The organism is Pseudomonas sp. SBB6 (assembly GCF_024213215.1).
Lineage (GTDB): Bacteria > Pseudomonadota > Gammaproteobacteria > Pseudomonadales > Pseudomonadaceae > Aquipseudomonas > Aquipseudomonas donghuensis.
This window is the reverse complement of record NZ_JANAVH010000001.1, coordinates 651,370-678,021: the sequence shown is the minus strand read 5'-3', so window position 1 is coordinate 678,021 and position 26,652 is coordinate 651,370. Positions and strand designations below refer to the sequence as shown.

Here is a 26,652-nt window from a genome sequence, read left to right as displayed (position 1 = left end):
CTCGCTGCGATCTCTCGTCAGCGGGAGGCGAATTCTACAGCGTTTCAAACCGCTGTCAACTGCCTTTTTCACCGCTGTCGATCTTTCGATCGAAGCCCTTCCGGATGACCCTGGAACCGCTAACTCTTTGAAACTCAAGGAGTTTTCAGTTCCGACTGCGCCGGAAGTGGGGCGAATTATAGAGAGATTAAATCGGGCGTCAAGGGTTGATTTCAAACTTTCTCAAATCAACCGCAAAACGCCTTTTGCCTAAATATAGAAGGAGCTCTTACTCTGCCTTCAAAGTAATGCGCGCAAATGCCTTCTTGCCCGCCTGGCACACATGGGTCGCGCCAAGTGCAAACATGAAGTCGCGATCAACCACCGCACCGTCGACTTTCACGGCGCCACCATTGAGCAGATCCCGCGCCATCGCCGAGTTCTTCACCAGGCCCGCCCGGTTCAACACAGCAGCGATCGGCAAGCCTTCAGCCGCAGCAACCTCGACATCAGGCAGGTCCTCCGGCAACTCGCCCTCTTTCATACGGTTACCTGCCGCGCGGTGAGCATTGGCGGCAGCCTCCTCACCATGGAAGCGTGCAACGATCTCTTCCGCCAGCTTGATCTTGATGTCACGCGGGTTCGCGCCATTGGCGACATCGGCACGGAACTGCTCGATCTCTTCCATGGAGCGAAAGCTCAGCAACTCGAAGTAACGCCACATCAAGGTGTCAGGAATCGACACGAGCTTGCTGTACATCACCCCGGGAGCTTCCTGGATGCCGACATAATTGCCCAGCGACTTGGACATCTTCTTCACGCCGTCGAGCCCTTCGAGCAGCGGCATGGTCACAATGTTCTGCGCCTCCTGGCCGTAGGCACGCTGCAACTCGCGCCCCATCAGCAGGTTGAACTTCTGGTCGGTGCCGCCGAGCTCGACGTCGCACTTCAGTGCCACCGAGTCATAGCCCTGCACCAACGGGTAGAGGAACTCATGGATCGCGATCGGCTGGTTGGTGGTGTAGCGCTTGTCGAAGTCGTCGCGCTCGAGCATGCGTGCCACGGTGTACTGCGATGCCAGACGAATGAAATCGGCCGGGCTGAGCTTGTCCATCCAGGTGGAGTTGAACGCGACTTCGGTCTTGGCCGGGTCGAGAATCTTGAACACCTGCTGTTTATAAGTCTCGGCGTTATCCAGCACCTGCTCGCGGGTCAGCGGCGGACGGGTAGCGCTCTTGCCACTCGGATCACCGATCATGCCGGTGAAGTCGCCGATCAGGAAGATCACCTGGTGGCCCAGGTCCTGGAACTGACGCAGCTTGTTGATCAGGACGGTATGCCCCAGGTGCAGGTCAGGCGCAGTCGGGTCAAAACCCGCCTTGATCCGCAGCGGTTGCCCGCGCTTGAGCTTCTCGACCAACTCGGACTCGACCAGTACCTCTTCCGCTCCACGCTTGATCAGCGCTAGCTGCTCTTCAACCGACTTCATAACAGACCCGTAAGGCTCAGATTCAAAGGGACCCAACCATACAAGATCAGCCATCAAATACAAGTTTTTGCCCCGAGTGTGACCTCGAAGCCGACTGATGACGTCTGCGCGCTTGCGCTGAAGGGGATTTGATTATATTTTATACAGTTATTTCATCTTCATCATGTCATTCATCTTTTCCACTTCATCTATTTCAAAGTCAATTCATCTATGACCAACGAACCGCCTAAAGCGCCCCCGCTTTATCCGAAGAGCCACCTGTTGGCCGCCAGCGGCATCGCCGCCTTACTCAGCCTGGCCTTGCTGGTGTTTCCATCCAGTGAGGTCGAAGCCAAGAAAACCACCCTGAACCTGGAGCTGGAAAGCCCGGCCGAGCAACTCAAGCAGGAACAGGACGCCCCACTTACCCAGAACACCGATACCGCCCCCTCGCCGTTTGCGCAGATCGACAACAGCGCTGCGCCGACCGAGGAAACCGCCAAGGTCGAGCCCGCACCTGCCGCTGCCGAAGCCGCGCCGGCCAGCAAAGACCCAAGCCACCGCGAAGTTACCGTGAGCCGTGGCGATACCCTGTCGACCCTGTTCACCAAGGTCGGTCTGCCAGCCACCGCCGTGCATGAAGTTCTGGCCAGCAACAAGCAGGCCAAGCAGTTCAGCCAACTCAAGCATGGCCAGGTGCTGCAGATCGAACTGGACAAGGACGGCCAGCTGGCCAGCCTGCACAGCAAGCTCAGCGACCTGGAAACCATTCGCCTGACCAAGAGCGCAAACGGTTACGCGTTCAACCGTGAGATCAGCAAGCCGGTGATGCGTTCCGCCTATGTTCACGGCGTAATCAAGAGCTCGCTGTCGGCCTCGGCCCAGCGCGCCGGCCTGAATCACAACCTGACCATGGATATGGCACGTATCTTTGGCTACGACATCGACTTCGCCCAGGATATCCGCCAGGGCGACGAGTTCGACGTGATCTACGAACAGAAGGTCATGAACGGCAAGGTCGTCGGCACCGGCAACATCCTGTCCGCACGCTTTACCAACCGCGGCAAGAGCTTCACCGCGGTGCGCTACACCAACAAGCAAGGCAACACCAACTACTACACCGCTGACGGTAACAGCATGCGCAAGGCGTTCATCCGTACCCCGGTTGATTTCGCCCGCATCAGCTCGCGCTTCTCGGCAGGCCGCAAGCACCCGATCCTGAACAAGATCCGCGCGCACAAAGGCGTCGACTATGCAGCACCGCGCGGTACGCCGATCAAGGCAGCCGGTGACGGCAAGGTCCTGCTCGCGGGCCGCCGCGGCGGTTATGGCAATACCGTGATCATCCAGCACGGCAACCGCTACCAGACGCTCTACGGGCACATGCAGGGCTTCGCCAAGGGCGTGAAGACCGGCGGCACCGTCAAGCAAGGTCAGATCATCGGCTACATCGGCACTACCGGCCTGTCCACTGGCCCACACCTGCATTACGAGTTCCAGGTCAACGGCGTGCACGTCGATCCGCTCGGGCAGAAGCTGCCAATGGCCGACCCGATCGCCAAGGCCGAGCGCCAGCGCTTCCTGCAGCAAAGCCAGCCGCTGGTAGCGCGCATGGACCAGGAAAAGGCCACCCTGCTCGCCTCGAGCAAGCGCTAAGCAATGCCGCTCTATCTGGGTGTGATGTCCGGGACCAGCCTCGATGGCCTGGACATCGCCTTGATCGAACAGGAGCAGCAGCTCATGCTGCTCGCCACTCATTACATCCCCATGCCCGCCAGCCTGCGCCAGGACCTGCTGGAGCTGTGCGCCAGCGGGCCTGACGAGATCGCCCGCGCGGCCCTGGCAGAGAACCAGTGGGTACGCCTCGCCGCCGAAGGCATCCAGCACCTGCTGGCCGCCCGTAACCTCAAGCCTGAGGCCATTCGCGCCATCGGCAGCCATGGCCAGACCATTCGTCACGAACCGGCGCGCGGCTTCACCGTGCAGATCGGCAACCCGGCCCTGCTGGCCGAACTCACCGGCATCAGCGTAGTCAGCGACTTCCGCCGCCGTGATGTTGCCGCCGGCGGCCAGGGCGCACCGCTGGTACCGGCCTTCCACGAAGCGCTGTTCGCCCATCAGGGTCAACGCCTGGCAGTGCTCAACGTCGGTGGTTTCAGCAATCTGAGCCTGATCGAACAGGACAAGCCCGTCAGCGGCTTCGATTGCGGGCCGGGTAACGTGTTGCTCGATGCCTGGATCCAGCAGAAGCAGGGGCACAGCTATGATGCCGATGGCGCCTGGGCTGGCACTGGCCGGGTGATCCCCGGTTTGCTCGCGTCTCTGCTAAGCGATCCGTTCTTCGCTGGCTGCGGACCGAAAAGCACCGGTCGCGAGGTGTTCAACCTGCCTTGGCTGCAACTGCACCTGGCGTCTCAACCGAGCTACAGGGATGAAGACGTGCAGGCCACTCTGCTGGAGTTGACTGCGCGCAGCATCGTCAGCTCGCTGCAGGCGGCACAGGACGACACTCAGGCTGTGCTGGTCTGCGGTGGCGGCGCGCACAACAGCGTGCTGATGCAGCGTCTGGCAACCCTGCTGCCCAACGCCCGGGTCAGCAGTACTGCGGCTTGCGGCATCGACCCTGACTGGGTTGAAGCCATGGCCTTCGCCTGGCTGGCCCACTGCTGCCTGGAGCATATCCCCGCCAACCGCCCCAGCGTCACTGCGGCCCGTGGCCTGCGGGTACTGGGCGCGATCTACCCGGCATAAACCGCAGATAGCAAAACGCCGCGCATGGGCGCGGCGTTTGCGGTACTGCCCTTGCAATCAGATCGAGAACGAAGAACCACAACCACAGGTCGTGGTGGCGTTCGGGTTCTTGATGACGAAACGCGAGCCTTCCAGGCCTTCCTGGTAATCCACCTCGGCTCCTGCCAGGTACTGGAAACTCATTGGATCGACGACCAGGGCCACGCCTTCGCGCTCGACGATGGTGTCGTCTTCGGCAACGTCTTCATCAAACGTGAAACCGTACTGAAAACCCGAGCAACCGCCGCCGGTCACGAAAACTCGCAACTTCAGGCGATCATTGCCTTCTTCATCGACCAGGGTCTTCACCTTGTGCGCTGCACCCTCAGTGAACTGCAATGCCACAGGGGTGAAGGATTCGACGCTCATGCTGACTATCTCCCGGCGCTATGCCGCCATAATGCGTGATGACGCGCATTATCCGCTTCTCCGAGAAAAGCGGTCAACAATACAAAATCTGCAAGCGGCTAGCTGCAAGCTATAAGCGGCTCGCGTCCGGCTCTGACGTGCAGCTTGAAACTTGCCGCTGGAGGCTTAGGGCAGCAGGCCGGCGTGGGAAAGCCCCATGCGTTCGTCCAGGCCAAAGAGGATGTTGAGGTTCTGTACCGCCTGCCCCGACGCGCCCTTGACCAGGTTGTCGATCACCGACAGCACCACCACCAGGTCGCCGCCTTGCGGACGGTGCACGGCAATCCGGCAGACGTTGGCGCCGCGCACGCTGCGGGTTTCCGGGTGGCTGCCAGCCGGCATTACGTCGACGAACGGTTCATCGGCATAGCGTTTCTCGAACAGCGCCTGCAGATCGACCGAGGTATCGGCGACGGTGGCGTACAGGGTCGAATGGATACCGCGGATCATCGGCGTCAGGTGCGGCACAAAGGTCAGGCCGACATCAGTACCAGCCGCCCGGCGCAGGCCCTGGGTAATCTCCGGCAGGTGACGATGGCCCTTGACCGCATAAGCCTTCATGCTCTCGCCCGCCTCACAGAACAACGAACCGACCGCCGCGCCACGACCGGCGCCGCTGACACCGGACTTGCAGTCGGCAATCAGGCGCGAGGCATCGGCAATGCCGGCCTCGAGCAGCGGCAGGAAGCCCAGCTGGGTGGCGGTAGGATAGCAACCCGGCACGGCGATCAGGCGCGCCTGGCGGATCTGCTCGCGATTGACTTCAGGCAGGCCGTACACCGCATCCTTGAGCAGATCCGGCGCGCCGTGAGGTTGGCCGTACCACTTGGCCCACTCATCGGCGTCCTGCAGACGGAAGTCCGCGGACAGGTCGATGACTTTGGTGCCAGCGGCCAGCAGCTCGCCCGCCAAGGCATGGGCAACCCCATGCGGGGTGGCGAAGAACACCACGTCGCAGGCGGCCAGGGTCTTCACGTCTGGCACACTGAAGGCCAGGCCATCGTAGTGGCCGCGCAGGTTCGGGTACATATCGGCAACCGCCAGGCCAGCCTCGGAGCGCGAAGTGATCACCGCCACCTCGGCCTGTGGATGCTGTGCCAACAGACGCAGCAGCTCGACCCCGGTGTAACCCGTGCCGCCAACGATACCGACCTTGACCATAACGCGTGCCCCTTATCAACGAACCAACAGGAAAGCCCACGATAATAGGGGCGCTGCAACACGCCTACAACTGTTGCGATGGCCCGCAAGCCCCCTAGCCTCTACTATCTGACGACCGTGAACCCTGAAGGAACTCAACCTCATGCTTTTTCTCTGGATCAAAACGCTGCATATCGTCAGCGTGGTCTGCTGGTTCGCCGGCCTGTTCTACCTGCCGCGCTTGTTCGTCTACCACGCGCAAAGCCAGGACAGCATCAGCCAGGAGCGCTTCGTGATCATGGAGCGCAAGCTGTACCGCGGGATCATGCTGCCGGCGATGATCGCCAGCCTGGTCTTCGGCATCTGGCTGCTGAGCCTGACTCCCGGCTTTCTCAGCCAGGGCTGGATGCACGCCAAACTGACCCTGGTGGTGTTGCTGGTCGGTTACCACCATATGTGCGGCGCGCAGCTCAAACGCTTCGCCCGTGGCGAAAACAAACGCAGCCACGTGTTCTACCGCTGGTTCAATGAAGTACCGGTGCTGGTCTTGCTGGCCGTGGTAATTCTGGTGGTGGTCAAACCGTTCTAACCTAAGCCCATAATCAGCCTCGGGAAACCTGCCATGTCATTGCCTGCCCTGCTCGAACAACGCTTGCGCCTGCCGGTCGTAGCGGCACCGATGTTTCTGATCTCCAACCCGCAGCTGGTGCTGGCCTGTTGTGCCAATGGCGTGGTCGGTAGTTTTCCGGCGCTGAACCAGCGCGACAGTGCCGGTTTCGAGGCCTGGCTGGAGGAGATCGAAACCGGCCTGGCGGCCCTCGACAAGCCTGCGCCGTACGCAGTGAATCTGATCGTGCATCAGAGCAACCCGCGTCTGCAGGCGGACCTGGCGCTGTGCGTCAAGCACCGGGTGCCCATCGTCATCACCAGCCTGGGGGCCGTCAAGGAGGTGGTTGATGCCGTGCACAGCTACGGCGGCCTGGTGTTTCATGACGTGACCACGCGCCGGCATGCCGAGAAAGCCGCCGAAGCCGGCGTCGATGGCTTGATTGCCGTAGCCGCCGGCGCCGGCGGGCACGCCGGGACCTGGAGCCCGTTCGCGCTGATCGCCGAGATCCGTCAGTTCTTCAGCAAGACCCTGTTGCTGGCCGGCTGCATCAACCGCGGCCATGAAGTGCTCGCCGCACAGTTGCTGGGGGCAGACCTGGCTTACCTGGGCACGCGCTTTATCGCCACCCATGAAAGCCTGGCGCCGGGGCCCTACAAAGAAATGATGCTTGAAGCCAAGGCAGCCGATATCATCCACACCGCTGCGGTTTCTGGGGTACCTGCAAGCTTTATGCGCCAGAGCCTGGAAAACGCAGGTTTCGACATGGCCGCCCTGCGCACCCATACCGAAACCAAGCTCAAACCCATCGACGACGAGGCCAAGGCCTGGAAGACCGTCTGGTCTGCCGGACAAGGTGTCGGTGCTATCGACCAGTTGTGCTCGGTCGAGCAACTGATTAGCCGCCTGGATGCCGAGTACCGCCAGGCGCATGCCTCGGCCACAGCCCTGAGCCGCCACTGGCCGGGCTGATTCACGCTTTATCAAGGCAAAGGAAGCCCGCATGAACAACACCCTCACCTTCGCAAACGAGCTGATGAGCCCGCAAGGCCGAATCGGCCGGCTCCGCCTTCTGGCCTGGAGCCTGGGTTTGATTGCGGGCACCGTGGCCTGCGCGCTGTTGCTGGGCTGGGTGACCAGTGCAGTGTGGAAAGACGCTGGCGCACTGTTCCTGATTGCCGCCCTTATCGCTCGAATCATGAGCATGATCTTCTTCGTCAAGCGCCTGCACGACCTTAACTGGAGTGGCTGGTTCTGCTGGGCAGTGTTGTTGCCCTGGGTCGGCAACTTCCTGCTGCTGCTCCTGCTGGTGATGCCTGGCAAACGAGGCAACAATCGCTTCGGACCTGCCCCGCCGCCCAACAGCATGGCCGTCGTTATTCTGGCCTCGATGTGGCTGGTAGTGATCGTTGGCGCAGTGGTGTTGACCGTGTTCCGGCCCGGTATCTGAATCACACCGGCAGCACCTCACGCCCGCTACCTGTAAACTGCGCACTTTGGCCACTCTTCCCGACTGGAGAACTGCATGACCCGTTACGCCATGATCACCGGTGCCTCCAGCGGCTTGGGCCTGGCACTGGCCGAGGCGCTGGCACGTCGGGGACGCAATCTGATCCTGGTGGCCCGCCAGCGTGACCCGCTGGAAAGCATCGCCATCGAGCTGACTCAGCGCTTTGGCGTCGAAGTGCTGTTTCGTGCCTGCGACCTGGGCGAGCCGTTGCGCCTGTCGGGGTTTCTGCTGGAACTGGAAGAAAGCGAGCGGCATATCGACCTGCTGGTCAACTGCGCCGGCATCCGTTCCTACGGCCACTTCCTGGCCCAGGAGTGGAGTGATGAACAGGACCTGATCGAGGTGAATATCCTGGCCTTGACCCGCCTTTGCCACGCCCTGGGTAATGCCATGGCGGTTCAGGGCGGCGGGCAGATCCTCAACGTTGCGTCCCTCGCCGCCTTTGCCCCGGGGCCCTGGATGAGCAGCTACGCGGCAAGCAAAGCCTATGTGCTGCACTTTTCCGAAGGCCTGCGCGAAGAACTCAAACGCACCGGCATCAAGGTTTCGGTGCTCTGCCCAGGCCCCGTGCGCTCGCCGTTGCGGCGCATCCCACGGCTGGAGACAGGCCAGCGCAGCCTGAGCCCCGAGGAAGTAGCGCTGTATACCGTTCGCGCCCTGGACAAGAACCGCGCCCTGATCATCCCTGGCCGCCGCAACCGCTGGCTGGCCTTCAGCCCGCGCCTGCTGTCGCGCTGGGTAACGCGCAAGCTGGCCGGCGCCATCAACCAGGCCTATTGCCCCCGCTAGTAGCACAGGGCTGGGCGCACGCGCCTGGCCTGCGTACACTCAAGTCCGATTACTCTCATGGAGCAGCCGTAGTGGATACTCTGTTTACCAAGATCATCAACCGGGAGATCCCGGCCAGGATCATCTACGAGGACGACCAGGTTCTGGCCTTCCACGATATCGCCCCGCAGGCACCGGTACATTTTCTGGTCATCCCGAAAAAACCGATCCGCACCCTCAACGACCTGACCGAAGCAGACAAGGGCCTGGCCGGACACCTCCTCTTCACCGCTCAGCGGCTGGCCAAGGAACTGGGCTGCGAAGAAGGCTTTCGCGTGGTCATGAACTGCAATGAGCAAGGTGGGCAGACCGTCTACCACATTCACATGCACGTGCTTGGCCAGCGTCAGATGCACTGGCCACCGGGCTGATCCAGGGCAAGCCCCGGCATCGCGATTGGGGTAAACTGTCGGGCACATTCTTGCGGAGGTGCCCGATGGCTACCGAACGTCACTATTCCCCGCTCGACCGCTTGTTGCTGCAGGCCGACACCGCCATGCGCACCTTGCTGCCCTTCAGCGGCCACCCTGCCCGACCGTCACCGGCGATCATCCAGCCGGACGTTACCCTGGACGAAACGCAAACCCGCCATGTGGCTGGGCTCATGCGTATCAACCATACCGGTGAAGTCTGCGCCCAGGCGCTCTATCAGGGCCAGGCCCTGACCGCCAAATTGCCTCAGGTACGCAAGGCCATGGAGCACGCCGCCGAAGAAGAGATCGACCACCTGGCCTGGTGCGAGCAGCGTATTCGCCAGCTTGGCAGCCACCCCAGCGTGCTCAACCCGCTGTTCTACGGCATGTCCTTCGGTATTGGCGCCCTTGCCGGCCTGGTCAGCGACAAGGTTAGCCTGGGCTTTGTCGCCGCCACCGAGCATCAGGTGTGCAAGCACCTGGACGAGCACCTGGAGCAGATCCCGGCCGAGGATGAAAAGTCCCGGGCGATTCTTGAACAGATGCGTATCGACGAAGAGCAACATGCCGAGTCCGCCCTGGATGCGGGCGGCTTCCGCTTCCCGGCACCGGTGAAGTTCGGCATGAGCCTTATGGCCAAGGTCATGACCAAAAGCACTTATCGTATCTAGGACAGTCGATGACAGAGCGCTTCGATGCCAAGGACCTGGCCCGCGCAGTTAGCGCCGGCGTTCTGAAACCGGGCCAGGACCAGGCCCTGCTTGAATTCCTCAATCGCCAGCCACAAGCCCAGGCCAGTTTTCAGCTGGCCCATGTGGCGTTTTACTTCGGCGCCCTGCTGATCATGGCCGCCATGGGCTGGTTGCTCAGTGAAGCCTGGATGCGCATCGGTGACAGCGCCCTGCTGCTGGTTGCCCTGGTGTACATCGGCGCGCTGACCCTGGGTGGTTTACTCCTGCAACGCCGCGGCCAACTCATCCCCGCCGGGGTACTTGCCGCGGTGGCGGTGAGTATCGTGCCGCTGGCGGTGTTTGCCGTGGAGCGGCTCAGCGGTTTCTGGCCGCTGGACGATGCCCAGGGCAACTACCACCACTACTACACCTACGTGCAGGGCGGCTGGCTGCTGATGGAAGCGGCGACGATACTGGCCGGCTTGCTGATGCTGCGGCTGATCCCTTTCCCGTTCATCGTCATGCCGATCGCCGTGGCCTTGTGGTTCATGTCCATGGACTTGAGCGAATGGTTCTACGGCGAAGCCTTCGACTGGACTCAACGGCGCACGGTGTCGCTGTGGTTTGGCCTGGCGATGCTGCTGGTGTTCCTGGTGATCGACGGTCGCACCCGCCAGGACTATGCGTTCTGGGGTTACCTGGCCGGATTGCTGGCATTCTGGTTCGGCTTGCCGCTGCTGGACACCGACAGTGAATGGGACAAAGCCCTGTACGGCCTGATCAATCTCGGCCTGATGGGCATTGCGGTACTGCTGCGCCGACCGCTGTTCATGGTCTTTGGCGGCATCGGCGTGGCAATGTACCTGGGCTATCTGTCTTACCAGGTGTTTGCCGAATCGCTGCTGTTCCCGGTGGTGCTGACCTTTATCGGCCTGGGCGTGATTGGCCTGGGCCTGCTGTACCAGAAACACCGCGAGAATCTGAGCAGTCGGCTACGGGCACAACTCCCGGAGGGTTTACTCAATCTATTGCCAGGGCTGCGTCGCTGATGCTCAGGCTGTTTTGTGTTCGCCTGTTGCAAAGCCTGGGTCTGGCGCTGGTGGCCTACCTGTTCGTGTGCCTGATGACTGCCAGCATGAGGGAGGAGCCCTTCAGCCTGACGCTGCCAGAAATCTCCCAACCTGATGGCAACAGTGCTTTCGATCTGCTGTTGTTCTCGCTGCCAGGGCAACTGCTGTTCGTGTTGGTCGGCTGTTTTATCCACAGGCGGCGACTGCTCGGTAGAGGCTTTGCGCTGTTCGCCGCGCTGACTGCCTTGCTGCAATGCCTGCTGTTTGCCAATGCCTTTGGCAATACCTGGAGCACAGCAGAAATCTTTGGCTTGCTTGGCTTTAACCTGCATTGGTTATTGGTGGCGCTGGTTCCAGGGTTGGCCTGGTTGTTTGGGTTGGAGCGCCTGCGCGGTTAACCTGATCGCGGGTCAAGCCCGCTCCCACAACCCGCAGGAACGGGCTTGCCCCGCGATGGCTGGCCATCAACCGAGCTCGACGATCTCGTAGCTGTGGGTGATCTCGACACCAGCCCGGCCGAGCATGATCGAGGCCGAGCAGTACTTCTCTGCCGACAGCTCGACCGCACGCTTGACCTGGGCCTCTTTCAGGCCACGGCCCTTGACCACGAAGTTCAGGTGGATCTTGGTGAACACCTTCGGGTCTTCACTGGCGCGCTCGGCTTCAAGGAAGGCTTCGCAGCTCTCCACCGCCTGGCGGGATTTCTTCAGGATGCTGACCACATCGAAGTTGCTGCAGCCACCCAGGCCCAGTAGCAGCATTTCCATGGGCCGCACACCCAGGTTGCGACCACCGGCCTCGGGCGGGCCGTCCATCACGACCACATGGCCGCTACCCGATTCGCCCAGAAACATGGCTTCACCTGCCCACTGGATACGCGCCTTCATTACCTGGACTCCCTAGTTCGAAAAAAGGCTGCCAGCTTAGACCCTGCGGGCCCGGTGGAAAAGCTCAAGCGCACGAGTAAATCTGCCGATAGAGGGGCGAGTGTCTGATAAGCTGACGCCAAATCACTGGCGCTTATCGCCAGACAACCTATAAAAGAAATTGAAGTGTCGCCTCCTGACCGGGATCCAGCCATGGTTGCATCAGCCCTTCCAGCCAAGATCAAGAACATCGACAAGCTGCTGGTCCATTGCCAGCGCCGCCGCTATGCGGCCAAGAGCAACATCATCTGCGCCGGCGACAAGGCCGAAACCCTGTCGTTCATCATCAAGGGCTCGGTGACCATCCTGATTGAAGATGACGATGGCCACGAAATGATCATCGCCTACCTCAACAGCGGTGATTTCTTCGGCGAGCTGGGGCTGTTCGAACCGGCTGGCCAGGAACAGCGGCGCAGCGCCTGGGTCCGGGCCAAAAGCGAGTGTGAAGTTGCGGAAATCAGCTACGAAAAATTCCGCGAGCTGGCACGTCACGACCCGGACATTCTCTACGCGCTGGGCAGCCAGATGGCACAACGTCTGCGCAATACGACGCGCAAGGTCGGCGACCTGGCGTTTTTCGACGTCACTGGCCGGGTTGCCCGCTGCCTGCTGGAGTTGTGCAAGCAGCCGGATGCCATGACCCACCCGGACGGCATGCAGATCAAGATCACCCGCCAGGAGATTGGCCGGATCGTCGGTTGCTCACGAGAAATGGTCGGCCGCGTGCTCAAGGACCTTGAAGAACGCAGCCTGGTGCACGTAAAAGGCAAGACCATGGTGGTCTTCGGTACCCGCTAGTCGCGGGCGATCCCCTTGATCACCTCGGCATAGGCCTGGCCAAGGCGCTCGAGCAACGGCGCCTGGGGCACCACTTCGTGCAGGGCAATGTGACTGTCGGCCAGGCAGCGCTGTTCCAGCTCACAGCATTCATTGAAGCGGTTGACCGCTGCCACCATCGACTCGCGCTCGTTATCCAGCAACAACGCACCATGCACCAACACCACCGGACGCTTGCCGCCCAGGCCCTGGCGCCAGCGCTGGGCGGTGCCGACCAGCTTGCGGCCGTTGAGGTTGACGTTGTAGCGCCCATCACAGAACGCCCCTTCGATTTCCCCCACCGACGCCAACCCGCCCCACTCGCGCAACACATCACACAACGGCAGGCACAGGCGCTCGTAGGCGTTTTCAATTCGCCCGTGATCACCCTCGCTTTTCGGTGCCACATACACCAGGGCGATGTTGATCACCGCAGGCGACTGCGGCACCGGCTCACCACCGGTTTCGCGCAACAATACCGGCCAGCCGGCAATCGCAAGCTCGGCACAGGCGGCCTCGAAACTTTCCAGGCGGCTCATGCGCCGGGGCATGACCAAGGCGTGGTCAGTCGGACGCCAGAACAACAGGCCATGATCCTTTTCGCCTTTGCACACAGCCGCCAGCAACTCCTGCTCGGCGTGCAGCCCGGCCTCGACAGTGACATCAACCACTTGATCAGTCATCGCATTAACCTTGTAGAGACAAAAAAGCCGGCATTGCCGGCTTCAGAGTTGGTTCAATCCAGGGCTTGCCCCGGGTTCTGCACCGCGCGCTCCGGGAAGAACAGGCGCTGCAGTTCCAGCCCCGGGTGCTCGGCACGCATGAACGCTTCGCCGACCAGGAAGGAATACACCTCGTTGATTTCCATCAGCTCGACGTCGGCGCGGTTGAGGATGCCGCTCTCGGTGATGGCCAGGCGATCACGGGGGATGCGCGGCAGCAGGTCGAGGGTGGTTTCCAGGTTGACTTCAAAGGTATGCAGGTTGCGATTATTGACCCCGACCAGCGGTGTGTCGAGGGTCTTCAGCGCCCGCTCCAGCTCGTCGCCGTCGTGTACTTCAACCAGCACGTCGAGGCCTACGCTTTTTGCCGTGGCGGCAAGTTCGGCCATCTTCACGTCATCCAGCGCCGCAACGATCAGCAGTACACAATCGGCGCCGAGCGCCCGAGCTTCGACGATCTGGTAAGGATCGATCATGAAGTCCTTGCGGATCACCGGCAGTTTGCAGGCGGCACGCGCCTGTTGCAGGTAGATGTCGCCGCCCTGGAAGTAGTCGACATCGGTCAGCACCGACAGACAGGTCGCCCCGCCCTTCTCGTAGCTGACGGCGATGTCGGCCGGAATGAAGTTTTCACGGATCACGCCCTTGCTTGGCGAGGCTTTCTTGATCTCGGCAATGACTGCCGGCTGCTTACGCCTGGCCTGCTCGATCAGGGCCTTGGCAAAGCCGCGCGGAGCATCGGCGACTGCCGCCATACGCTCGAGCTCCGCCAGGCTGACCCGAGCGCTGCGCTCGGCGACTTCCTCAACCTTGCGGGCGAGAATTTTTTCCAGAACCGTCGGCACACTCATCCTTCATTCTCCTGCTTGAATACCGCGGTAAAGGCACCCAGTTCTTCGAGTTTTTCCCGGGCAAGGCCGGTGTGCAGAGCATCGTGCGCAAGCTCCACGCCCTGCTTGAGGCTCATGGCGTGGTCGGCCGCGTACAGCGCAGCGCCGGCATTGAGCACGATCATTTCCGCAGCCTTCTGGCCGTTCTCGGTCTTGCGCCGGCCCAGGGCATCGCGGATCAGCTCCAGCGACTGGGCCGGGCTGTCCACGGCCAGGCCGTGCAGGCTCTGGCTCTTCATGCCGAGGTCTTCGGGTTCGACCCAATATTCAGTGATCTGGTCGTTCTTGAGTTCGGCAACAAAGGTTGGCGCCGCCAGGCTGAATTCATCCAGGCCATCTTTCGAATGCACCACCAATACATGCTGGCTGCCCAGGCGTTGCAGCACTTCAGCCAGCGGGCGGCACAGTGCCTGGGTGAACACGCCAACGACCTGGTGCTTGACCCCGGCCGGATTCGTAAGCGGGCCGAGCATGTTGAACAGAGTACGCAGGCCCAGGTCACGACGTGGGCCGGCGGCGAACTTCATCGCCTTATGGTGGGTCTGGGCAAACATGAAGCCGATGCCGACGCTGTCGATGCAGCGCGCCACTTGTACCGGCGTCAGGTTCAGGTAGATACCGGCTGCTTCCAGCAGGTCGGCGCTGCCGCTCTTGCCCGAGACCGCACGGTTACCGTGCTTGGCCACGGTGCAGCCGGCCGCGGCGACGACGAAGGCCGAAGCGGTGGATACGTTGAAAATGTTGGCGCCATCACCGCCGGTGCCGACCACATCGACTACCTGGTCGAGGGTGTTGAGCTCGACCTTGTCAGCCAGCTCTCGCATCACCGACACGGCACCGACGATTTCGTCGATGCTCTCGCTCTTCATGCGCATGCCCATCATGAAGGCGCCGATCTGCGCCTCGCTGCATTGGCCGGTCATGATTTCGCGCATGACATCGCGCATTTCTTCGGTGCTCAGGTCCAGGTGACCGACGATGCGGCTCAGCGCGCTCTTGATATCCATGTTCGATCCTTAACGGCGGCCGCCGGTCTGCTTGAGGAAGTTGGCGAACAGCTCGTGGCCCTGCTCGGTGAGGATCGATTCGGGGTGGAACTGCACCCCTTCGATGTTCAGCTCTTTGTGGCGCAGGCCCATGATCTCGTCCACCGTGCCGTCTTCAAGGGCAGTCCAGGCGGTCAGCTCCAGGCATTCGGGCAAGGTTTCGCGCTTGACCACCAGCGAATGGTAGCGGGTCACGGTCAGCGGGTTGTTGAGGCCGGCGAACACCCCCTGGTCGTTGTGCAACACCGGGCTGGTCTTGCCATGCATCACCTGGCGGGCGCGCACCACATCACCGCCAAAGGCCTGGCCAATGGACTGGTGGCCCAGGCAGACGCCGAGGATCGGCAGCTTGCCGGCAAAATGCTGGATGGCCTGCAGCGATACACCGGCTTCGGTCGGCGTGCACGGGCCGGGGGAGACGACAATGCGCTCGGGGTTCAGGGCTTCGATCTGGGCGATGGTCAGTTCGTCATTGCGAATGACCTTGACCTCTGCACCCAATTCGCCGAGGTATTGCACGACGTTGTAGGTGAAGGAGTCGTAGTTGTCGATCATCAGTAACATCTGGGTTCAACCTCTTGCATCTACTGACTTTGAATACATGCCTTTCGAAGTGCCTGTGCGCAGGGCAACAGGTGCGAGTCTGCCTGCGCCCACCAGCAACAGCTGGCTACAGCAGGTAAAGCGTTCAGAAAGGCAAAGCGGTACAGGGCCGGCTAACCGGCAAGAGATAAAGTCAGGCGCGCCAACGCCAACGGGCGTGGGCCTTGATTACGCGCATCAAGAGTTTGCTGACGATCAACACGGGGTAGGTCTCGTTCATACGTTCCCGCACAGTAGCCTACCGGCGCGGTCCACGCAATATGACCGAGGCATGCCGAAACGCTTTAGCGATGGAAGACGCGTGGAATGTTTTGCTAACGTCCTAAGGCGTCATCCGATAACAACAACGAAAAAGGATCTTTGCGATGTTGAACGCGCGTTCTCTGTTGCCCTGTGCATTCTCGCTGCTGGCCCTGGCCTGCTCCAGTGCCTATGCCGGCCCTTCCCCCTACTCGACCCTGATCGTCTTCGGTGACAGCCTTGCCGATGCCGGGCAATTCCCCGACAGCAACGGTGCGCCAGGCTCTACCCAGCGCTTTACCAACCGTATCGGCCCGACCTATGGCAACGGCGAGGCCTTCGGCGCGGTATCGCCCATGTTGCTCGGGGCGCAGCTGGGTATTGCTCCGACTGACCTGGGCGCTTCGACTTCACCGGTCAATGCCGCACTCGGTCGTCCTGACGGCAACAACTGGGCAGTGGGCGGCTACCGCACCGACCAGATTCTCGACTCGATCACCGGCACTTCCGACGTAATCATTCCACCAGGCAATCCCGGTGCCGGCACCGTGCTGCGCGAACGCCCGGGCTACCTGGCGGGCGGATTGCGCGCCGACCCTAACGCGCTTTATTACCTGACCGGTGGCGGCAACGACTTCCTCCAGGGGCAGATCACCAGCCCGGCAACCGCCGCAGCCGCCGCCAATCGCCTGGCCGCCAGCGCCCAGGCTCTGCAGCAGGGCGGCGCGCAGTACATCATGGTCTGGTTGCTGCCCGACCTGGGCCTGACCCCGGCAATGAACGGCACGCCGATGCAAGGCCCGGCTTCGCAACTGAGCAGCATCTTCAACCAGCAACTGGTCGGCCAGCTGAGCCAGATTGACGCACAAGTCATTCCGCTCAATGTGCCGTTGCTGCTCCAGGAAGCCCTGGCTGCTCCGACGCAGTTCGGCCTGGCCAGCGGGCAGAACCTGGTCGGGACCTGCTTCAGCGGCAATGGCTGCGTGCAGAACGCAACGTACGGCATCAACAGTGCCACGCCCGATCCGAGCAAGCTGCTGTTCAACGATTCGGTCCATCCCACCACCGCTGGGCAGGAGCTCATCGCCGACTACGCCTTCTCGATCCTCTCGGCGCCCTGGGAGCTGACGCTGCTACCGGAAATGGCTCACGCCAGCCTGCGCGCGCACCAGGATGAACTGCGCAATCAGTGGCAAGGCAGCTGGCAACCGGTCGGTCAATGGCAGGCCATCGTTGCCGCTGGTGGGCAGAACCTGGATATCGACAGCCAGCGCAGCTCGGCCAGCGCCGATGGCCATGGCTACAACCTGACCCTGGGCGGTAGCTATCGCCTGGATGACGCCTGGCGTGTTGGCGTTGCTACCGGTGTTTATCAACAGAAGCTTGAAGCCGGCGAGCAAGACTCCGACTACAAGCTCGACAGCTACCTGGCCACCGCCTTTGTGCAGTTCCAGCAGAACCAGTGGTGGGCCGACGCCGCCCTGACCGGCGGGCACCTGGACTACAGCGACCTGAAGCGCACCTCCGCCCTGGGGGTGAATGATCGCAGCGAAAAAGGTGATACCGATGGCGAGCTGTGGGCGTTCGCCGCGCGACTGGGTTATGACCTGGCGGCACCCGGTAGCCAGTGGAGCCTGTCGCCTTTCGTCAGCGCCGACTATGCACGGGTGAAGGTCGATGGGTATTCGGAGAAAGGCACCCGCGCCACGGCCTTGAGCTTCGACGATCAGGAGCGTGAATCGCGGCGCCTGGGCCTGGGCCTGCAGGGCAAATACCAGGCTGGGCCAAGCACCCTGTTGTTCGCCGAAGTGGCTCACGAACACGAGTTCGAAGACGACCGCCAGGACCTGACCATTCACCTCAACAGCCTGCCGGGCAACGACTTCACCCTGACCGGCTATACCCCGCAGAGCAACCTGAACCGGGCAACCCTGGGCTTGAGCCAGACACTGGCGCCGGGCCTGGCCTTGCGCGGCAGCTACAACTGGCGCAAGAGCGACGAGCTGACCCAGCAAGGGGTCAACCTGGCGTTGAGCCTGGAGTTCTAAGGAAGGAAAACGGCGCCTGCCGCAAGCAGGCGCCGTGAGTCAGGCTCAGCTGCGTGGCGCTTGCTCGGCCAGCGCTACCGCACGGAACATCGCCCGGCGCTTGTTGATGGTTTCTTCCCACTCAAGCGCAGGCACCGAGTCGGCAACGATGCCGCCACCGGCCTGCACATGCAGTTCGCCATCCTTGATCACCGCCGTGCGGATGGCAATCGCGGTATCCATGTTGCCGTTCCAGGCAAAGTAACCTACCGCACCGCCGTAGACCCCACGCTTGACCGGCTCCAGTTCGTCGATGATTTCCATGGCGCGGATCTTCGGCGCCCCGGACAAGGTGCCCGCCGGCAGGATCGCGCGCAGTGCATCCATGGCGCTCAGGCCCTGCTTCAGCTCACCGGTGACGTTGGAAACGATGTGCATGACGTTGGAATAGCGCTCGATCACCATCTTCTCGGTGACTTTGACCGAGCCGGTTTCCGACACCCGGCCAGCATCGTTGCGGCCCAGGTCGATGAGCATCAGGTGCTCGGCGATTTCCTTGTCGTCGGACAGCAGGTCTTCTTCCAGCGCGCGGTCGGCCTCTTCGGTGGCGCCGCGTGGGCGAGTGCCGGCGATCGGGCGCACGGTGACCAGGTTGTCCTCGACCCGCACCAGCACTTCCGGCGAGCTGCCGACCACATGGAAGTCGCCGAAGTTGAAGAAGTACATGTACGGCGTCGGGTTGAAGCAGCGCAGCGCCCGGTACAGGTCGATCGGCGCGGCCTTGAAGTCGATGGACATGCGTTGTGATGGCACCACCTGCATGCAGTCGCCAGCGAGGATGTACTCCTTGATGGTATCGACCGCACGCTCGTAGTCGCTCTGGGTAAAGCTTGAGCGGAACGCAGGTTCTGCCGGCAGCGGCCCGCCCAGGTCCAGGCCACGGCGCGGGGCGATGGGCTGGCGCAGTTGCGCGAGCAGGCCTTCGAGTCGGGCCAGGCCGTTTTCGTAGGCTTGCTCCTGGGCCGGATCGACCAGCACGATCGCGTGCATCTTGCCGGCCAGGTTGTCGAACACCACCACGGCGTCGGACACCATCAGCAGAATATCCGGTACCCCCAGCGGATCAGGATTCGGGCACTTGCCCAGACGCCGCTCGACATAACGCACGCAGTCATAGCCGAAGTAACCGACCAGGCCACCATTGAAACGCGGCAGACCGGCAATGGTCGGTACCTGGTAGCGCTCCTTGAAGGCTTCGACGAAGGCCAGCGGATCTTCTGCTTCATGCTGTTCGATCAGTTCACCGTCGTGGGTGATCCGCACCTGGTGATCATGCACCCGCAACACCGTACGGCACGGCAGGCCGATGATCGAGTAGCGCCCCCACTTCTCGCCGCCCTGCACCGATTCGAGCAGGTAGGAGTTGGGTTGATCAGCCAGTTTCAGGTAGATCGACAGTGGCGTGTCGAAGTCGGCCAGGGTCTCGCAGGCCAGGGGAATGCGGTTGTAGCCGGCAGCGGCCAGGCGCAGGAATTCTTCGCGGGTCATGATAGCCTCGTGGCAAGCAGCAGATGGGTCAGGCAGGCAAGCAGGCCGGCATGTGCCGGCAGATGGCAGTCAGGCGCGCCAACGCCAGCGGGCCAGGGCCTTGATGACTTTCATCCAGAGTTTGCCGGTAACCGCCACGATGGAATCTCGATCTGAGGGGGATTGAACGTCCGCCAACGTTATCCCAGTGGCCGGATCTAAGCAACCAGGCAACAGCGCGCGCAGGTCGTCGATGACCAGGCACGGCGCCTCTTCGCTGATCGGCCGGCCATGGTTGTAGCCATAGGTCAGGCCCACGCACTTGACCCCGGCGGCCTTGGCCGCGAGTACATCACTGCGTGAGTCGCCGACGAACAGGGCCTGCTCAGGCGCAACGCTGGCCATTTTCATGACAAACAACAACGCGGCAGGGTCGGGCTTTTTCTGTGGCAGGGTATCGCCGCCGATGATCCAGCGGAAATAGCGGCCGATCTTCATCTGATCGAGCAAGGGTGCAACGAAGCGCTCGGGCTTGTTGGTGATCAGGGCCATTTCCACACCCTGCTTGTGCAACCACTTGAGGGTGTCGCGCACACCGGGGTAGACCACCGTCAGCTCATGGCTTTCGGCGTAGGCCTGCATGAACAGCTCCAGGCCCTGCTGCGCTACGTCGTCATCGACCGTCTCGTGATCGATGCCACCCGCCAGCGCGCGGCGCACCAGCACCGGCGCACCATTGCCGACCCAGTGGCGCACTGCCTCAAGGCCGGCGGGCTGGCGCCCCATTGCGAGCAGCATGTTATCCACCGCCGCTGCCAGGTCCGGTACCGAATCGATCAGGGTACCGTCCAGATCAAACATCACCAGTTTGGGCAGGGCGCCGGGGAACAGCTGCTCGAAGCCACTCATGGGCGGGCCAGGGCCAGTTCGGCGCGCATCTTGGCAATCACCTCGCGGTAGTCCGGGGTGTTGAAGATCGCCGAGCCTGCGACGAAGGTATCGGCGCCAGCGGCCGCGATTTCACGGATGTTGTTGACGTTCACGCCGCCGTCGATTTCCAGGCGGATGTCACGACCGCTGGCATCGATCAGCGCGCGGGCTTCGCGCAGCTTGTCGAGGGTACCGGGGATGAACTTCTGGCCACCGAAGCCCGGGTTGACGCTCATCAACAGGATCATGTCGACCTTGTCCATCACGTACTTGAGGGTGTCGAGCGGGGTCGCCGGGTTGAACACCAGGCCGGCCTTGCAACCGCCGTCGCGAATCAACTGTAGCGAACGATCGATGTGCAGGCTGGCTTCCGGATGGAAGGTAATGTAGCTGGCGCCCGCTTCGATGAAGTCGCCGATGATGCGGTCGACCGGACTGACCATCAGGTGCACGTCGATCGGCGCGGTGATGCCGTACTTGCGCAGGGCGGTGCAGACCATCGGGCCGATGGTCAGGTTGGGCACGTAGTGGTTGTCCATCACATCGAAGTGAACAATGTCGGCACCCGCGGCCAGGACGTTGTCGACTTCCTCGCCCAGACGGGCGAAGTCGGCAGAAAGAATCGAGGGGGCAATAGCGTAGGGCTGCATGGCGCACCTGTAGGCAGAATCACAGTGGCGCGCATTGTACCTCAGGGAAACGCTCAGGGGCTGACCGGTATCAAGGCGCTCGACGGGTGCTCATCGCGGGGCAAGCCCTCTCCTGTGGGAGCGGGCTTGCTCCGCGAAAAGGCCTCAACCCGGCTGCTGGGTACGCAGCTTCTCGCTACGCCCACGCAACCACTCCAGGGTCAGCAACAGCACCACAGAGAAGGCAATCAGCAAGGTTGCCGCTGCGGCGATGGTCGGGCTGAGGTTCTCGCGGATACCGCTGAACATCTGCCGTGGCAGGGTTGCCTGCTCGGGGCCGGCCAGGAACAGGGTGACCACCACTTCATCGAACGAGGTGGCGAAGGCGAACAACGCCCCGGAAATCACCCCCGGCGCAATCAGCGGCAAGGTCACCCGGCGGAAGCTGGTCAACGGCGAGGCGCCAAGGCTGGCTGCCGCTCGCACCAGGTTGTGGTTGAAGCCCTGCAGGGTCGCCGAAACGGTGATGATGACGAACGGCACACCGAGCACCGCATGCACCAGGATCAACGAAATGAAGCTATTACCCATGCCCAGCGGGGCAAAGAACAGGTAACTGGCCACGCCGATGATCACCACCGGTACCACCATGGGCGAAATCACCAAGGCCATGATCAGCGATTTGCCCGGGAAATCACCGCGGGTCAGGCCAATCGAGGCCAGGGTACCGAAGACCATCGCCAGCACCGTGGCGGCTGGCGCCACGATGATGCTGTTCTTCAGTGCCCGCATCCACTCGGCCGAGGCGAAAAAGTCGTGGTACCACTGTAGCGAGAAGCCCTGCAGCGGGTAGACCAGGAAGCTGCCGGAGTTGAACGACAACGGAATGATCACCAGCACCGGTAACACCAGGAACAACAGGATCAGGCCGCACAGGATGCGCAAACTGTAGAACCAGACCCGCTCGACGGGCGACATGTAGGGGCTCAGCATGACAACGCTCCTCAGCTCAGGCGCAGGCGGCTGGCGCCGACCAGCCAGCTATAGATCAGGTAAAGCAGCACGGTGGCCAGCAACAGCAAGCCGCCCAGCGCGGTCGCCATGCCCCAGTTGATGCTGGTGTTGGTGTAGAAGGCCACAAAGTAACTGACCATCTGATCGTTGGGGCTGCCAAGCAGCGCCGGGGTGATGTAGTAGCCGATGGCGAGGATGAACACCAACAGGCAGCCCGCGCCTACGCCGGCGTAGGTTTGCGGGAAGTACACCCGCCAGAAGCTGGCGAACGGATGGCAGCCGAGGGAAATCGCCGCGCGCATGTAGGTTGGCGAGATGCCTTTCATCACGCTGTAGATCGGCAGGATCATGAACGGCAGCAGGATATGCACCATGGAGATGTAAACCCCGGTGCGGTTGAACACCAGTTCTAGCGGTTTGTCGATGATGCCCATGGCCATCAGGGCACTGTTGATCAGCCCGCCCGATTGCAGCAGCACGATCCAGGCCGCGACCCGCACCAGGATCGAGGTCCAGAACGGCAGCAGTACAAGGATCATCAGCAAGTTGCTCTGCCGGGTCGGCAGGTTGGCCAGCAGGTAGGCCAATGGATAGGCCAGCACCAGGCAGATGGCGGTGATGACGAAGCCCATCCACAGGGTACGGGTGAAGATGTCCAGGTAGATGGCCTGGTCCGGAGTGGCCTTGGCCAGCTCACCGAGGTCATCGATGCGATGGTCGAGGGCCGCCAGCAGGTAGAACGGCGTGACGCTACTGGTGTTACGGCGAATCGCCTGCCAGTAGGCCGGATCGCCCCAGCGCTCGTCCAGTTCCTGCAGGGCTTCTTTATAGGAAGCCGGTTCGGTCTTGAACGGCAGCGCTCGGGCGGTCTTGGCCAGCAGGCTGCGATAGCCGGCCAGTTCCATGTTCAGACGCTTGGAGGTATCGCCCAGGGTCTGGTTCTTGCGCGCCTGGGCAAGGTCTTCGCTCAGCGCTTTGTACACCGCCTCCCCTGGCAGGCCCTTGCCGTCCCACTCGGCCACGGCGGTTACGGTCTGCGGCAAGCCGCCCACCACTTCCGGGTTACCCACGCTCTTGTACAGCAGCGCGGCAATCGGCACGAGGAACACCAGCAGCAGAAACAGCGCCAGCGGCGCGATCAGCGCTTGCGCCTTCCAGCGGTTGACCCGCTCGGCACGCTTGAGGCGCTGCTTGAGGTTGGAACCGGCGCCTTCATTCAGGGGCACTGCGATGGCCATAGCGAACTCCGAAATCTTGAGAACAAGGAGCGCCGGCGGCAAGCCGACGCCCCATCAGCAGCCCTTACTTGGCAGCCCAGGCGTTGAAGCGTTGCTCCAGCTGCTCGCTGTTGTCCGCCCAGAACGCCACGTCGATCTGCACCTGGTTGGCGATGTTCTCCGGGGTGGTCGGCATGTCTTTCTTGATCTCGTCGGACAGCAGCGCGACCGCCTTGGAGTTGGCCGGGCCGTAGGCGATGTTCTGCGAGTAGGTCTTCTGCTGTTCAGGCTGGACCGAATAGGCGATGAACTTCTTCGCCTCCTCAACGTTCTTGGCGCCTTTGGGGATGGCCCAGGCGTCGAAGTCGTAGATACCACCGTTCCAGACGACTTTCAGGTTGCTCTCTTTTTGCACGGCGGCAATGCGGCCGTTGTAGGCCGAGCTCATGACCACGTCACCCGAGGCCAGGTACTGCGGCGGCTGTGCACCGGCTTCCCACCACTGGATGCTGGGCTTGAGTTCGTCGAGTTTCTTGAAGGCGCGATCCTGGCCTTCCTTGGTGGCGAGCACCTTGTAAACGTCCTTGGGCGCAACGCCGTCGGCCATCAGGGCGAATTCGAGGGTGTATTTGGCGCCTTTGCGCAGGCCGCGCTTGCCCGGGAACTGCTTGGTGTCCCAGAAATCCGCCCAACTGGTCGGTGCGGTCTTCAGTTTGTCGGCGTTGTAGGCCATGACCGTGGACCAGACGAAGAAGCCAACGCCACACGGCTGAATTGCGCCGGGAACGTAGTCGGCCTCGTCGCCGAACAGTGCAGGATCAAGCTCCTCGAACATGCCTTCGTCGCAACCACGGGCAAGCTCCGGCGATTCGACTTCCACCAGGTTCCACGACACGCTCTTGGTGTCGACCATGGCTTTGACCTTGGCCATTTCACCGTTGTACTCGCCAGCGACGATCTTGCCCTTGCCCGCCTTTTCCCATGGTTCGTAGAACGCCTTGACCTGGGCCGCCTTGTTGGCGCCGCCGAAGGAAATCACGGTCAGGTCGGCCGCCGCCATGGCCTGGGTTGCCGCGAACAGGCCCAAGGTCAGGGCGGTCAACTTCAAGTGTTTGAACATTATTATTCTCTCCACAGTACAGGGTTGGTGAAGCAAACCTTCAATTGGCTTCCAGCAAAGGATCGAGCGCGCGGGCGTGCTCCACCTGCCAGCCAAGCGGTACCACATCGCCCACGGCCAGGGCCGGGTCGAGTTCGGCAATCGGCTGCTTCACGAAGAAATCGGCCTTGCCGCAGACTTCCAGGCGTACCCGCACGTGGTCGCCCAGGTAGATGAATTCGGCCACGCGCCCGGAGAAACGGTTGACGCAGCTTTCGCTGTGACCATTGAGGCGCACGCGCTCGGGGCGGATCGACAGGGTTACCGGCTCGCCGGCCTGGCCGACATTGACCGCCAGCGCCTCGACCTTCTCGCCGCGCGGCAGCAGCACCTGGCAGCGCTCGCCGTCGTGGCTGAGCAAGCGGCCATTGATGCGGTTGTTTTCACCGATGAAGTTGGCGACAAAGGTGTTCTTCGGCTCCTCATAGAGAGTGCGCGGGTCGGCGATCTGCTGGATCTCGCCCTGGTGGAACACCGCCACGCGGTCCGACATGGTCAGTGCTTCGCCCTGGTCGTGGGTGACGTAGACCACAGTGACGCCCAAGCGCTGGTGCAGGTGCTTGATCTCCATCTGCATGTGTTCGCGCAGCTGCTTGTCGAGAGCACCGAGAGGTTCGTCCATCAGCACCAACTGCGGCTCGAACACCAGCGCCCGGGCCAAGGCCACCCGCTGCTGCTGGCCACCGGAAAGCTGACCGGGGTAGCGCTGGGCGAAGGTATCGAGCTGAACCATGTTGAGCACACGCTTGACCCGCTCGCTGATGTCGGTCTTGCTCAGGTTGCGCACGCTCAGGGGGAAAGCCAGATTCTCGGCCACGGTCATGTGCGGGAACAGCGCATAGTTCTGGAACACCATGCCGATGTCGCGTTTGTGCGGCGGCACGTTGTTGATCGAACGGCCGGCCAGCTGGATCTCGCCTGCGGTCGGCGTTTCGAACCCTGCGAGCATCATCAGGCTGGTGGTCTTGCCAGAACCGGACGGGCCGAGCAAGGTGAGGAACTCACCCTTGCGGATATCCAGGTTGAGGTCTTTGACGATCAGCGATTCGCCGTCGTAGCTCTTCTGCACACCACGGAAGCTGACCAGCACTTCGCCGGTTGCAGCGCTCGAATTCACCTCACTCATACCCGCACCTTTTTGTTGGATGACTGCTGTATCCAAAGCCTAGTGAAGGCGGCAAGCGGCGCAAATCGGGGGTGGAGAGAGATTGATATCAGCGCGATGGAAGGCTTGGGGTAGGGATTGCCCTACAAGGATGGCGTTTTTGGATATGTGTTCGCAGGTTCGATGCTATCGCGGGGCAAGCCCGCTCCTACAGTCCCGCCCCCTGTGGGAGCGGGCTTGCCCCGCGATGAAGGCAACACGATGTCGCTTCTGGAACACTCACAACAGTTTGTGCTCCATCGCATACTTCACCAATTCCGCCAGCGAGTTCACATTGAGCTTCTGCATCAACCGTGCCTTGTGGGTACTGATGGTCTTGTTGCTCAGGGCCAGTTGCTGGGCTATGTCGTTGACGTTGGCGCCCTGGGCCAGGCGCTCGAACACCGAAAACTCCCGCTCCGACAGCAATGAATGCAGCGGCCGGGCATCGGTCAGGCCGACCTCGAAGACCATGCGGTCGGCCAGGTCAGGGTCGATATAGCGCCCGCCACCGGCCACCCGACGAATGGCGGTCAGCAGCAGGGCCGGATCGCTGTCCTTGGTGGCATAGCCGGCAGCGCCGACCTTCAGCGCCCGCGCCGCCATCTGCGCTTCGTCGTGCATCGACAGCACCAGGATCGCCGGCGGGTTGTTCAAGGCGCGAATCCGCGGGATCGCCTCCAGGCCGTTGACCCCGGGCATGGAAATGTCCAGCAGCACCACTTCGCACTCGGTATGGCGCAGGGTTTCCAGCAATTGCTCGCCATTGCCGGCCTCCCCCGCTACCTGCATGTCCTTGGCCAGGCCAATCAACTGCTTGATGCCTTCACGGACAATGGTGTGGTCTTCGGCAACCAGTACTCGAATCACGCAATGCT

At 62.0% G+C, this 26,652-nt stretch carries 29 protein-coding genes; 13 read left to right on the top strand and 16 right to left on the bottom strand.

Annotated features, from left to right (window positions below):
- The coding region (locus NLX68_RS03210) for a hypothetical protein (protein ID WP_254282642.1) at positions 1 to 253 on the top strand (253 nt) is incomplete at its 5' end.
- 15 nt (positions 254 to 268) lie between these two features.
- Here NLX68_RS03210 and tyrS read toward each other — a convergent pair.
- Positions 269 to 1,468 (bottom strand): tyrosine--tRNA ligase, encoded by a 1,200-nt coding sequence (gene tyrS / locus NLX68_RS03205; RefSeq protein ID WP_010221482.1) that lies wholly within the window; start codon positions 1,466 to 1,468, stop codon positions 269 to 271.
- A gap of 210 nt (positions 1,469 to 1,678) precedes the next feature.
- Here tyrS and NLX68_RS03200 point away from each other — a divergent pair, with 210 nt between their 5' ends.
- Together NLX68_RS03200 and NLX68_RS03195 are read left to right on the top strand one after the other, a co-directional pair.
- On the top strand, positions 1,679 to 3,103 hold the full coding sequence (locus tag NLX68_RS03200; protein WP_254282641.1) for a peptidoglycan DD-metalloendopeptidase family protein: 1,425 nt from the start codon (positions 1,679 to 1,681) through the stop codon (positions 3,101 to 3,103).
- A 3-nt stretch (positions 3,104 to 3,106) separates the two neighbouring features.
- Complete coding sequence (locus NLX68_RS03195) at positions 3,107 to 4,198, top strand: anhydro-N-acetylmuramic acid kinase (RefSeq protein WP_254282640.1); 1,092 nt, start codon at positions 3,107 to 3,109, stop codon at positions 4,196 to 4,198.
- Positions 4,199 to 4,255: 57 nt separating this feature from the next.
- Here NLX68_RS03195 and erpA read toward each other — a convergent pair whose 3' ends face one another.
- Positions 4,256 to 4,606: an iron-sulfur cluster insertion protein ErpA gene (gene erpA / locus NLX68_RS03190; protein ID WP_010221479.1), complete on the bottom strand. Its 351-nt coding sequence runs from the start codon at positions 4,604 to 4,606 to the stop codon at positions 4,256 to 4,258.
- Between the two features lie 165 nt (positions 4,607 to 4,771).
- On the bottom strand, positions 4,772 to 5,806 hold the full coding sequence (gene argC, locus NLX68_RS03185; RefSeq protein ID WP_010221478.1) for an N-acetyl-gamma-glutamyl-phosphate reductase: 1,035 nt from the start codon (positions 5,804 to 5,806) through the stop codon (positions 4,772 to 4,774).
- A gap of 142 nt (positions 5,807 to 5,948) precedes the next feature.
- Between argC and hemJ the strand changes: the two genes are divergently transcribed.
- The 8 genes from hemJ to NLX68_RS03145 all read left to right on the top strand — a co-directional run bounded on the left by hemJ (position 5,949) and on the right by NLX68_RS03145 (position 11,282).
- Positions 5,949 to 6,374, top strand: a complete 426-nt coding sequence (hemJ, locus tag NLX68_RS03180; protein WP_254282639.1) for a protoporphyrinogen oxidase HemJ — start codon at positions 5,949 to 5,951, stop codon at positions 6,372 to 6,374.
- Positions 6,375 to 6,407: 33 nt separating this feature from the next.
- A complete protein-coding gene (locus NLX68_RS03175) occupies positions 6,408 to 7,364 on the top strand; it encodes a nitronate monooxygenase family protein (RefSeq protein WP_254282638.1) in 957 nt (318 codons plus the stop codon).
- 31 nt (positions 7,365 to 7,395) lie between these two features.
- Positions 7,396 to 7,842, top strand: coding sequence for a DUF805 domain-containing protein (locus NLX68_RS03170; RefSeq protein WP_254282637.1), 447 nt, complete (start codon positions 7,396 to 7,398; stop codon positions 7,840 to 7,842).
- A 75-nt stretch (positions 7,843 to 7,917) separates the two neighbouring features.
- The gene (locus NLX68_RS03165; protein ID WP_254282636.1) at positions 7,918 to 8,691 is read left to right on the top strand and encodes an SDR family oxidoreductase; all 774 of its coding nucleotides are present in this window, start codon (positions 7,918 to 7,920) and stop codon (positions 8,689 to 8,691) included.
- Between the two features lie 71 nt (positions 8,692 to 8,762).
- Positions 8,763 to 9,101: a histidine triad nucleotide-binding protein gene (locus NLX68_RS03160; protein ID WP_010221473.1), complete on the top strand. Its 339-nt coding sequence runs from the start codon at positions 8,763 to 8,765 to the stop codon at positions 9,099 to 9,101.
- Positions 9,102 to 9,166: 65 nt separating this feature from the next.
- Positions 9,167 to 9,814: a 2-polyprenyl-3-methyl-6-methoxy-1,4-benzoquinone monooxygenase gene (coq7, locus tag NLX68_RS03155; RefSeq protein ID WP_254282635.1), complete on the top strand. Its 648-nt coding sequence runs from the start codon at positions 9,167 to 9,169 to the stop codon at positions 9,812 to 9,814.
- An 8-nt stretch (positions 9,815 to 9,822) separates the two neighbouring features.
- The gene (locus tag NLX68_RS03150) at positions 9,823 to 10,863 is read left to right on the top strand and encodes a DUF2157 domain-containing protein (RefSeq protein ID WP_254282634.1); all 1,041 of its coding nucleotides are present in this window, start codon (positions 9,823 to 9,825) and stop codon (positions 10,861 to 10,863) included.
- On the top strand, positions 10,863 to 11,282 hold the full coding sequence (locus NLX68_RS03145) for a hypothetical protein (RefSeq protein WP_254282633.1): 420 nt from the start codon (positions 10,863 to 10,865) through the stop codon (positions 11,280 to 11,282). The genes NLX68_RS03150 and NLX68_RS03145 overlap by 1 nt, the downstream gene beginning before the upstream one ends.
- A gap of 66 nt (positions 11,283 to 11,348) precedes the next feature.
- Here the strand turns inward: NLX68_RS03145 and NLX68_RS03140 are convergent, their stop codons facing one another.
- Positions 11,349 to 11,771, bottom strand: a complete 423-nt coding sequence (locus NLX68_RS03140) for an OsmC family protein (RefSeq protein ID WP_010221469.1) — start codon at positions 11,769 to 11,771, stop codon at positions 11,349 to 11,351.
- A gap of 192 nt (positions 11,772 to 11,963) precedes the next feature.
- Here NLX68_RS03140 and crp point away from each other — a divergent pair, with 192 nt between their 5' ends.
- Positions 11,964 to 12,608, top strand: a complete 645-nt coding sequence (gene crp / locus NLX68_RS03135; protein WP_254282632.1) for a cAMP-activated global transcriptional regulator CRP — start codon at positions 11,964 to 11,966, stop codon at positions 12,606 to 12,608.
- On the opposite strand, the gene NLX68_RS03130 is transcribed toward crp, so the two are convergent.
- From NLX68_RS03130 to NLX68_RS03115, 4 genes are read right to left on the bottom strand one after another with little or no spacing between them, the layout of a single operon-like run.
- Entirely contained in the window at positions 12,605 to 13,309 is a 705-nt protein-coding gene (locus NLX68_RS03130) for a lipoate--protein ligase family protein (protein WP_254282631.1), read from the bottom strand. The two genes, crp and NLX68_RS03130, sit on opposite strands and share 4 nt — an antisense overlap.
- Before the next feature lie 53 nt (positions 13,310 to 13,362).
- Entirely contained in the window at positions 13,363 to 14,199 is an 837-nt protein-coding gene (gene trpC, locus NLX68_RS03125) for an indole-3-glycerol phosphate synthase TrpC (RefSeq protein ID WP_254282630.1), read from the bottom strand.
- A complete protein-coding gene (gene trpD / locus NLX68_RS03120; RefSeq protein ID WP_254282629.1) occupies positions 14,196 to 15,245 on the bottom strand; it encodes an anthranilate phosphoribosyltransferase in 1,050 nt (349 codons plus the stop codon). The genes trpC and trpD overlap by 4 nt, the downstream gene beginning before the upstream one ends.
- Before the next feature lie 9 nt (positions 15,246 to 15,254).
- The gene (locus NLX68_RS03115) at positions 15,255 to 15,848 is read right to left on the bottom strand and encodes an aminodeoxychorismate/anthranilate synthase component II (RefSeq protein WP_254282628.1); all 594 of its coding nucleotides are present in this window, start codon (positions 15,846 to 15,848) and stop codon (positions 15,255 to 15,257) included.
- Positions 15,849 to 16,252: 404 nt separating this feature from the next.
- Here NLX68_RS03115 and estP point away from each other — a divergent pair, with 404 nt between their 5' ends.
- Entirely contained in the window at positions 16,253 to 18,175 is a 1,923-nt protein-coding gene (gene estP, locus NLX68_RS03110) for an esterase EstP (protein ID WP_254282627.1), read from the top strand.
- A gap of 45 nt (positions 18,176 to 18,220) precedes the next feature.
- Here the strand turns inward: estP and trpE are convergent, their stop codons facing one another.
- The 8 genes from trpE to NLX68_RS03070 form a co-directional block, all read right to left on the bottom strand.
- Positions 18,221 to 19,702 carry an anthranilate synthase component I gene (gene trpE, locus NLX68_RS03105; RefSeq protein ID WP_254282626.1) on the bottom strand — a complete coding sequence of 494 codons (1,482 nt, stop codon included), beginning with the start codon at positions 19,700 to 19,702 and terminating at the stop codon, positions 18,221 to 18,223.
- Positions 19,703 to 19,771: 69 nt separating this feature from the next.
- Positions 19,772 to 20,590: a phosphoglycolate phosphatase gene (locus NLX68_RS03100; protein WP_254282625.1), complete on the bottom strand. Its 819-nt coding sequence runs from the start codon at positions 20,588 to 20,590 to the stop codon at positions 19,772 to 19,774.
- Positions 20,587 to 21,261, bottom strand: a complete 675-nt coding sequence (gene rpe, locus NLX68_RS03095; protein WP_010221460.1) for a ribulose-phosphate 3-epimerase — start codon at positions 21,259 to 21,261, stop codon at positions 20,587 to 20,589. The genes NLX68_RS03100 and rpe overlap by 4 nt, the downstream gene beginning before the upstream one ends.
- Before the next feature lie 144 nt (positions 21,262 to 21,405).
- Positions 21,406 to 22,233 carry an ABC transporter permease gene (locus NLX68_RS03090; protein ID WP_254282624.1) on the bottom strand — a complete coding sequence of 276 codons (828 nt, stop codon included), beginning with the start codon at positions 22,231 to 22,233 and terminating at the stop codon, positions 21,406 to 21,408.
- An 11-nt stretch (positions 22,234 to 22,244) separates the two neighbouring features.
- Positions 22,245 to 23,492, bottom strand: a complete 1,248-nt coding sequence (locus tag NLX68_RS03085) for an ABC transporter permease (protein WP_036995062.1) — start codon at positions 23,490 to 23,492, stop codon at positions 22,245 to 22,247.
- A gap of 64 nt (positions 23,493 to 23,556) precedes the next feature.
- Positions 23,557 to 24,591 carry an ABC transporter substrate-binding protein gene (locus tag NLX68_RS03080; RefSeq protein WP_254282623.1) on the bottom strand — a complete coding sequence of 345 codons (1,035 nt, stop codon included), beginning with the start codon at positions 24,589 to 24,591 and terminating at the stop codon, positions 23,557 to 23,559.
- A gap of 40 nt (positions 24,592 to 24,631) precedes the next feature.
- Positions 24,632 to 25,756, bottom strand: coding sequence for an ABC transporter ATP-binding protein (locus NLX68_RS03075; RefSeq protein ID WP_010221456.1), 1,125 nt, complete (start codon positions 25,754 to 25,756; stop codon positions 24,632 to 24,634).
- Between the two features lie 258 nt (positions 25,757 to 26,014).
- Positions 26,015 to 26,644: a response regulator transcription factor gene (locus NLX68_RS03070; protein WP_010221455.1), complete on the bottom strand. Its 630-nt coding sequence runs from the start codon at positions 26,642 to 26,644 to the stop codon at positions 26,015 to 26,017.
- Positions 26,645 to 26,652: the final 8 nt, after the last annotated feature.

Bases quoted from the DNA above. Each gene is read 5' to 3' on its own strand.
- NLX68_RS03080 (WP_254282623.1), bottom strand. From the start codon at position 24,591: ATGTTCAAACACTTGAAGTTGACCGCCCTGACCTTGGGCCTGTTCGCG.
- rpe (WP_010221460.1), bottom strand. From the start codon at position 21,261: ATGCAGCCCTACGCTATTGCCCCCTCGATTCTTTCTGCCGACTTCGCC.
- NLX68_RS03150 (WP_254282634.1), top strand. From the start codon at position 9,823: ATGACAGAGCGCTTCGATGCCAAGGACCTGGCCCGCGCAGTTAGCGCC.
- NLX68_RS03085 (WP_036995062.1), bottom strand. From the start codon at position 23,492: ATGGCCATCGCAGTGCCCCTGAATGAAGGCGCCGGTTCCAACCTCAAG.
- trpD (WP_254282629.1), bottom strand. From the start codon at position 15,245: ATGGATATCAAGAGCGCGCTGAGCCGCATCGTCGGTCACCTGGACCTG.
- NLX68_RS03165 (WP_254282636.1), top strand. From the start codon at position 7,918: ATGACCCGTTACGCCATGATCACCGGTGCCTCCAGCGGCTTGGGCCTG.
- NLX68_RS03170 (WP_254282637.1), top strand. From the start codon at position 7,396: ATGAACAACACCCTCACCTTCGCAAACGAGCTGATGAGCCCGCAAGGC.
- NLX68_RS03140 (WP_010221469.1), bottom strand. From the start codon at position 11,771: ATGAAGGCGCGTATCCAGTGGGCAGGTGAAGCCATGTTTCTGGGCGAA.
- NLX68_RS03115 (WP_254282628.1), bottom strand. From the start codon at position 15,848: ATGTTACTGATGATCGACAACTACGACTCCTTCACCTACAACGTCGTG.
- tyrS (WP_010221482.1), bottom strand. From the start codon at position 1,468: ATGAAGTCGGTTGAAGAGCAGCTAGCGCTGATCAAGCGTGGAGCGGAA.
- NLX68_RS03200 (WP_254282641.1), top strand. From the start codon at position 1,679: ATGACCAACGAACCGCCTAAAGCGCCCCCGCTTTATCCGAAGAGCCAC.
- NLX68_RS03130 (WP_254282631.1), bottom strand. From the start codon at position 13,309: ATGACTGATCAAGTGGTTGATGTCACTGTCGAGGCCGGGCTGCACGCC.
- crp (WP_254282632.1), top strand. From the start codon at position 11,964: ATGGTTGCATCAGCCCTTCCAGCCAAGATCAAGAACATCGACAAGCTG.
- NLX68_RS03090 (WP_254282624.1), bottom strand. From the start codon at position 22,233: ATGCTGAGCCCCTACATGTCGCCCGTCGAGCGGGTCTGGTTCTACAGT.
- coq7 (WP_254282635.1), top strand. From the start codon at position 9,167: ATGGCTACCGAACGTCACTATTCCCCGCTCGACCGCTTGTTGCTGCAG.
- trpE (WP_254282626.1), bottom strand. From the start codon at position 19,702: ATGACCCGCGAAGAATTCCTGCGCCTGGCCGCTGCCGGCTACAACCGC.
- hemJ (WP_254282639.1), top strand. From the start codon at position 5,949: ATGCTTTTTCTCTGGATCAAAACGCTGCATATCGTCAGCGTGGTCTGC.
- estP (WP_254282627.1), top strand. From the start codon at position 16,253: ATGTTGAACGCGCGTTCTCTGTTGCCCTGTGCATTCTCGCTGCTGGCC.
- NLX68_RS03175 (WP_254282638.1), top strand. From the start codon at position 6,408: ATGTCATTGCCTGCCCTGCTCGAACAACGCTTGCGCCTGCCGGTCGTA.
- argC (WP_010221478.1), bottom strand. From the start codon at position 5,806: ATGGTCAAGGTCGGTATCGTTGGCGGCACGGGTTACACCGGGGTCGAG.
- trpC (WP_254282630.1), bottom strand. From the start codon at position 14,199: ATGAGTGTGCCGACGGTTCTGGAAAAAATTCTCGCCCGCAAGGTTGAG.
- NLX68_RS03075 (WP_010221456.1), bottom strand. From the start codon at position 25,756: ATGAGTGAGGTGAATTCGAGCGCTGCAACCGGCGAAGTGCTGGTCAGC.
- NLX68_RS03100 (WP_254282625.1), bottom strand. From the start codon at position 20,590: ATGAGTGGCTTCGAGCAGCTGTTCCCCGGCGCCCTGCCCAAACTGGTG.
- NLX68_RS03145 (WP_254282633.1), top strand. From the start codon at position 10,863: ATGCTCAGGCTGTTTTGTGTTCGCCTGTTGCAAAGCCTGGGTCTGGCG.
- NLX68_RS03195 (WP_254282640.1), top strand. From the start codon at position 3,107: ATGCCGCTCTATCTGGGTGTGATGTCCGGGACCAGCCTCGATGGCCTG.
- erpA (WP_010221479.1), bottom strand. From the start codon at position 4,606: ATGAGCGTCGAATCCTTCACCCCTGTGGCATTGCAGTTCACTGAGGGT.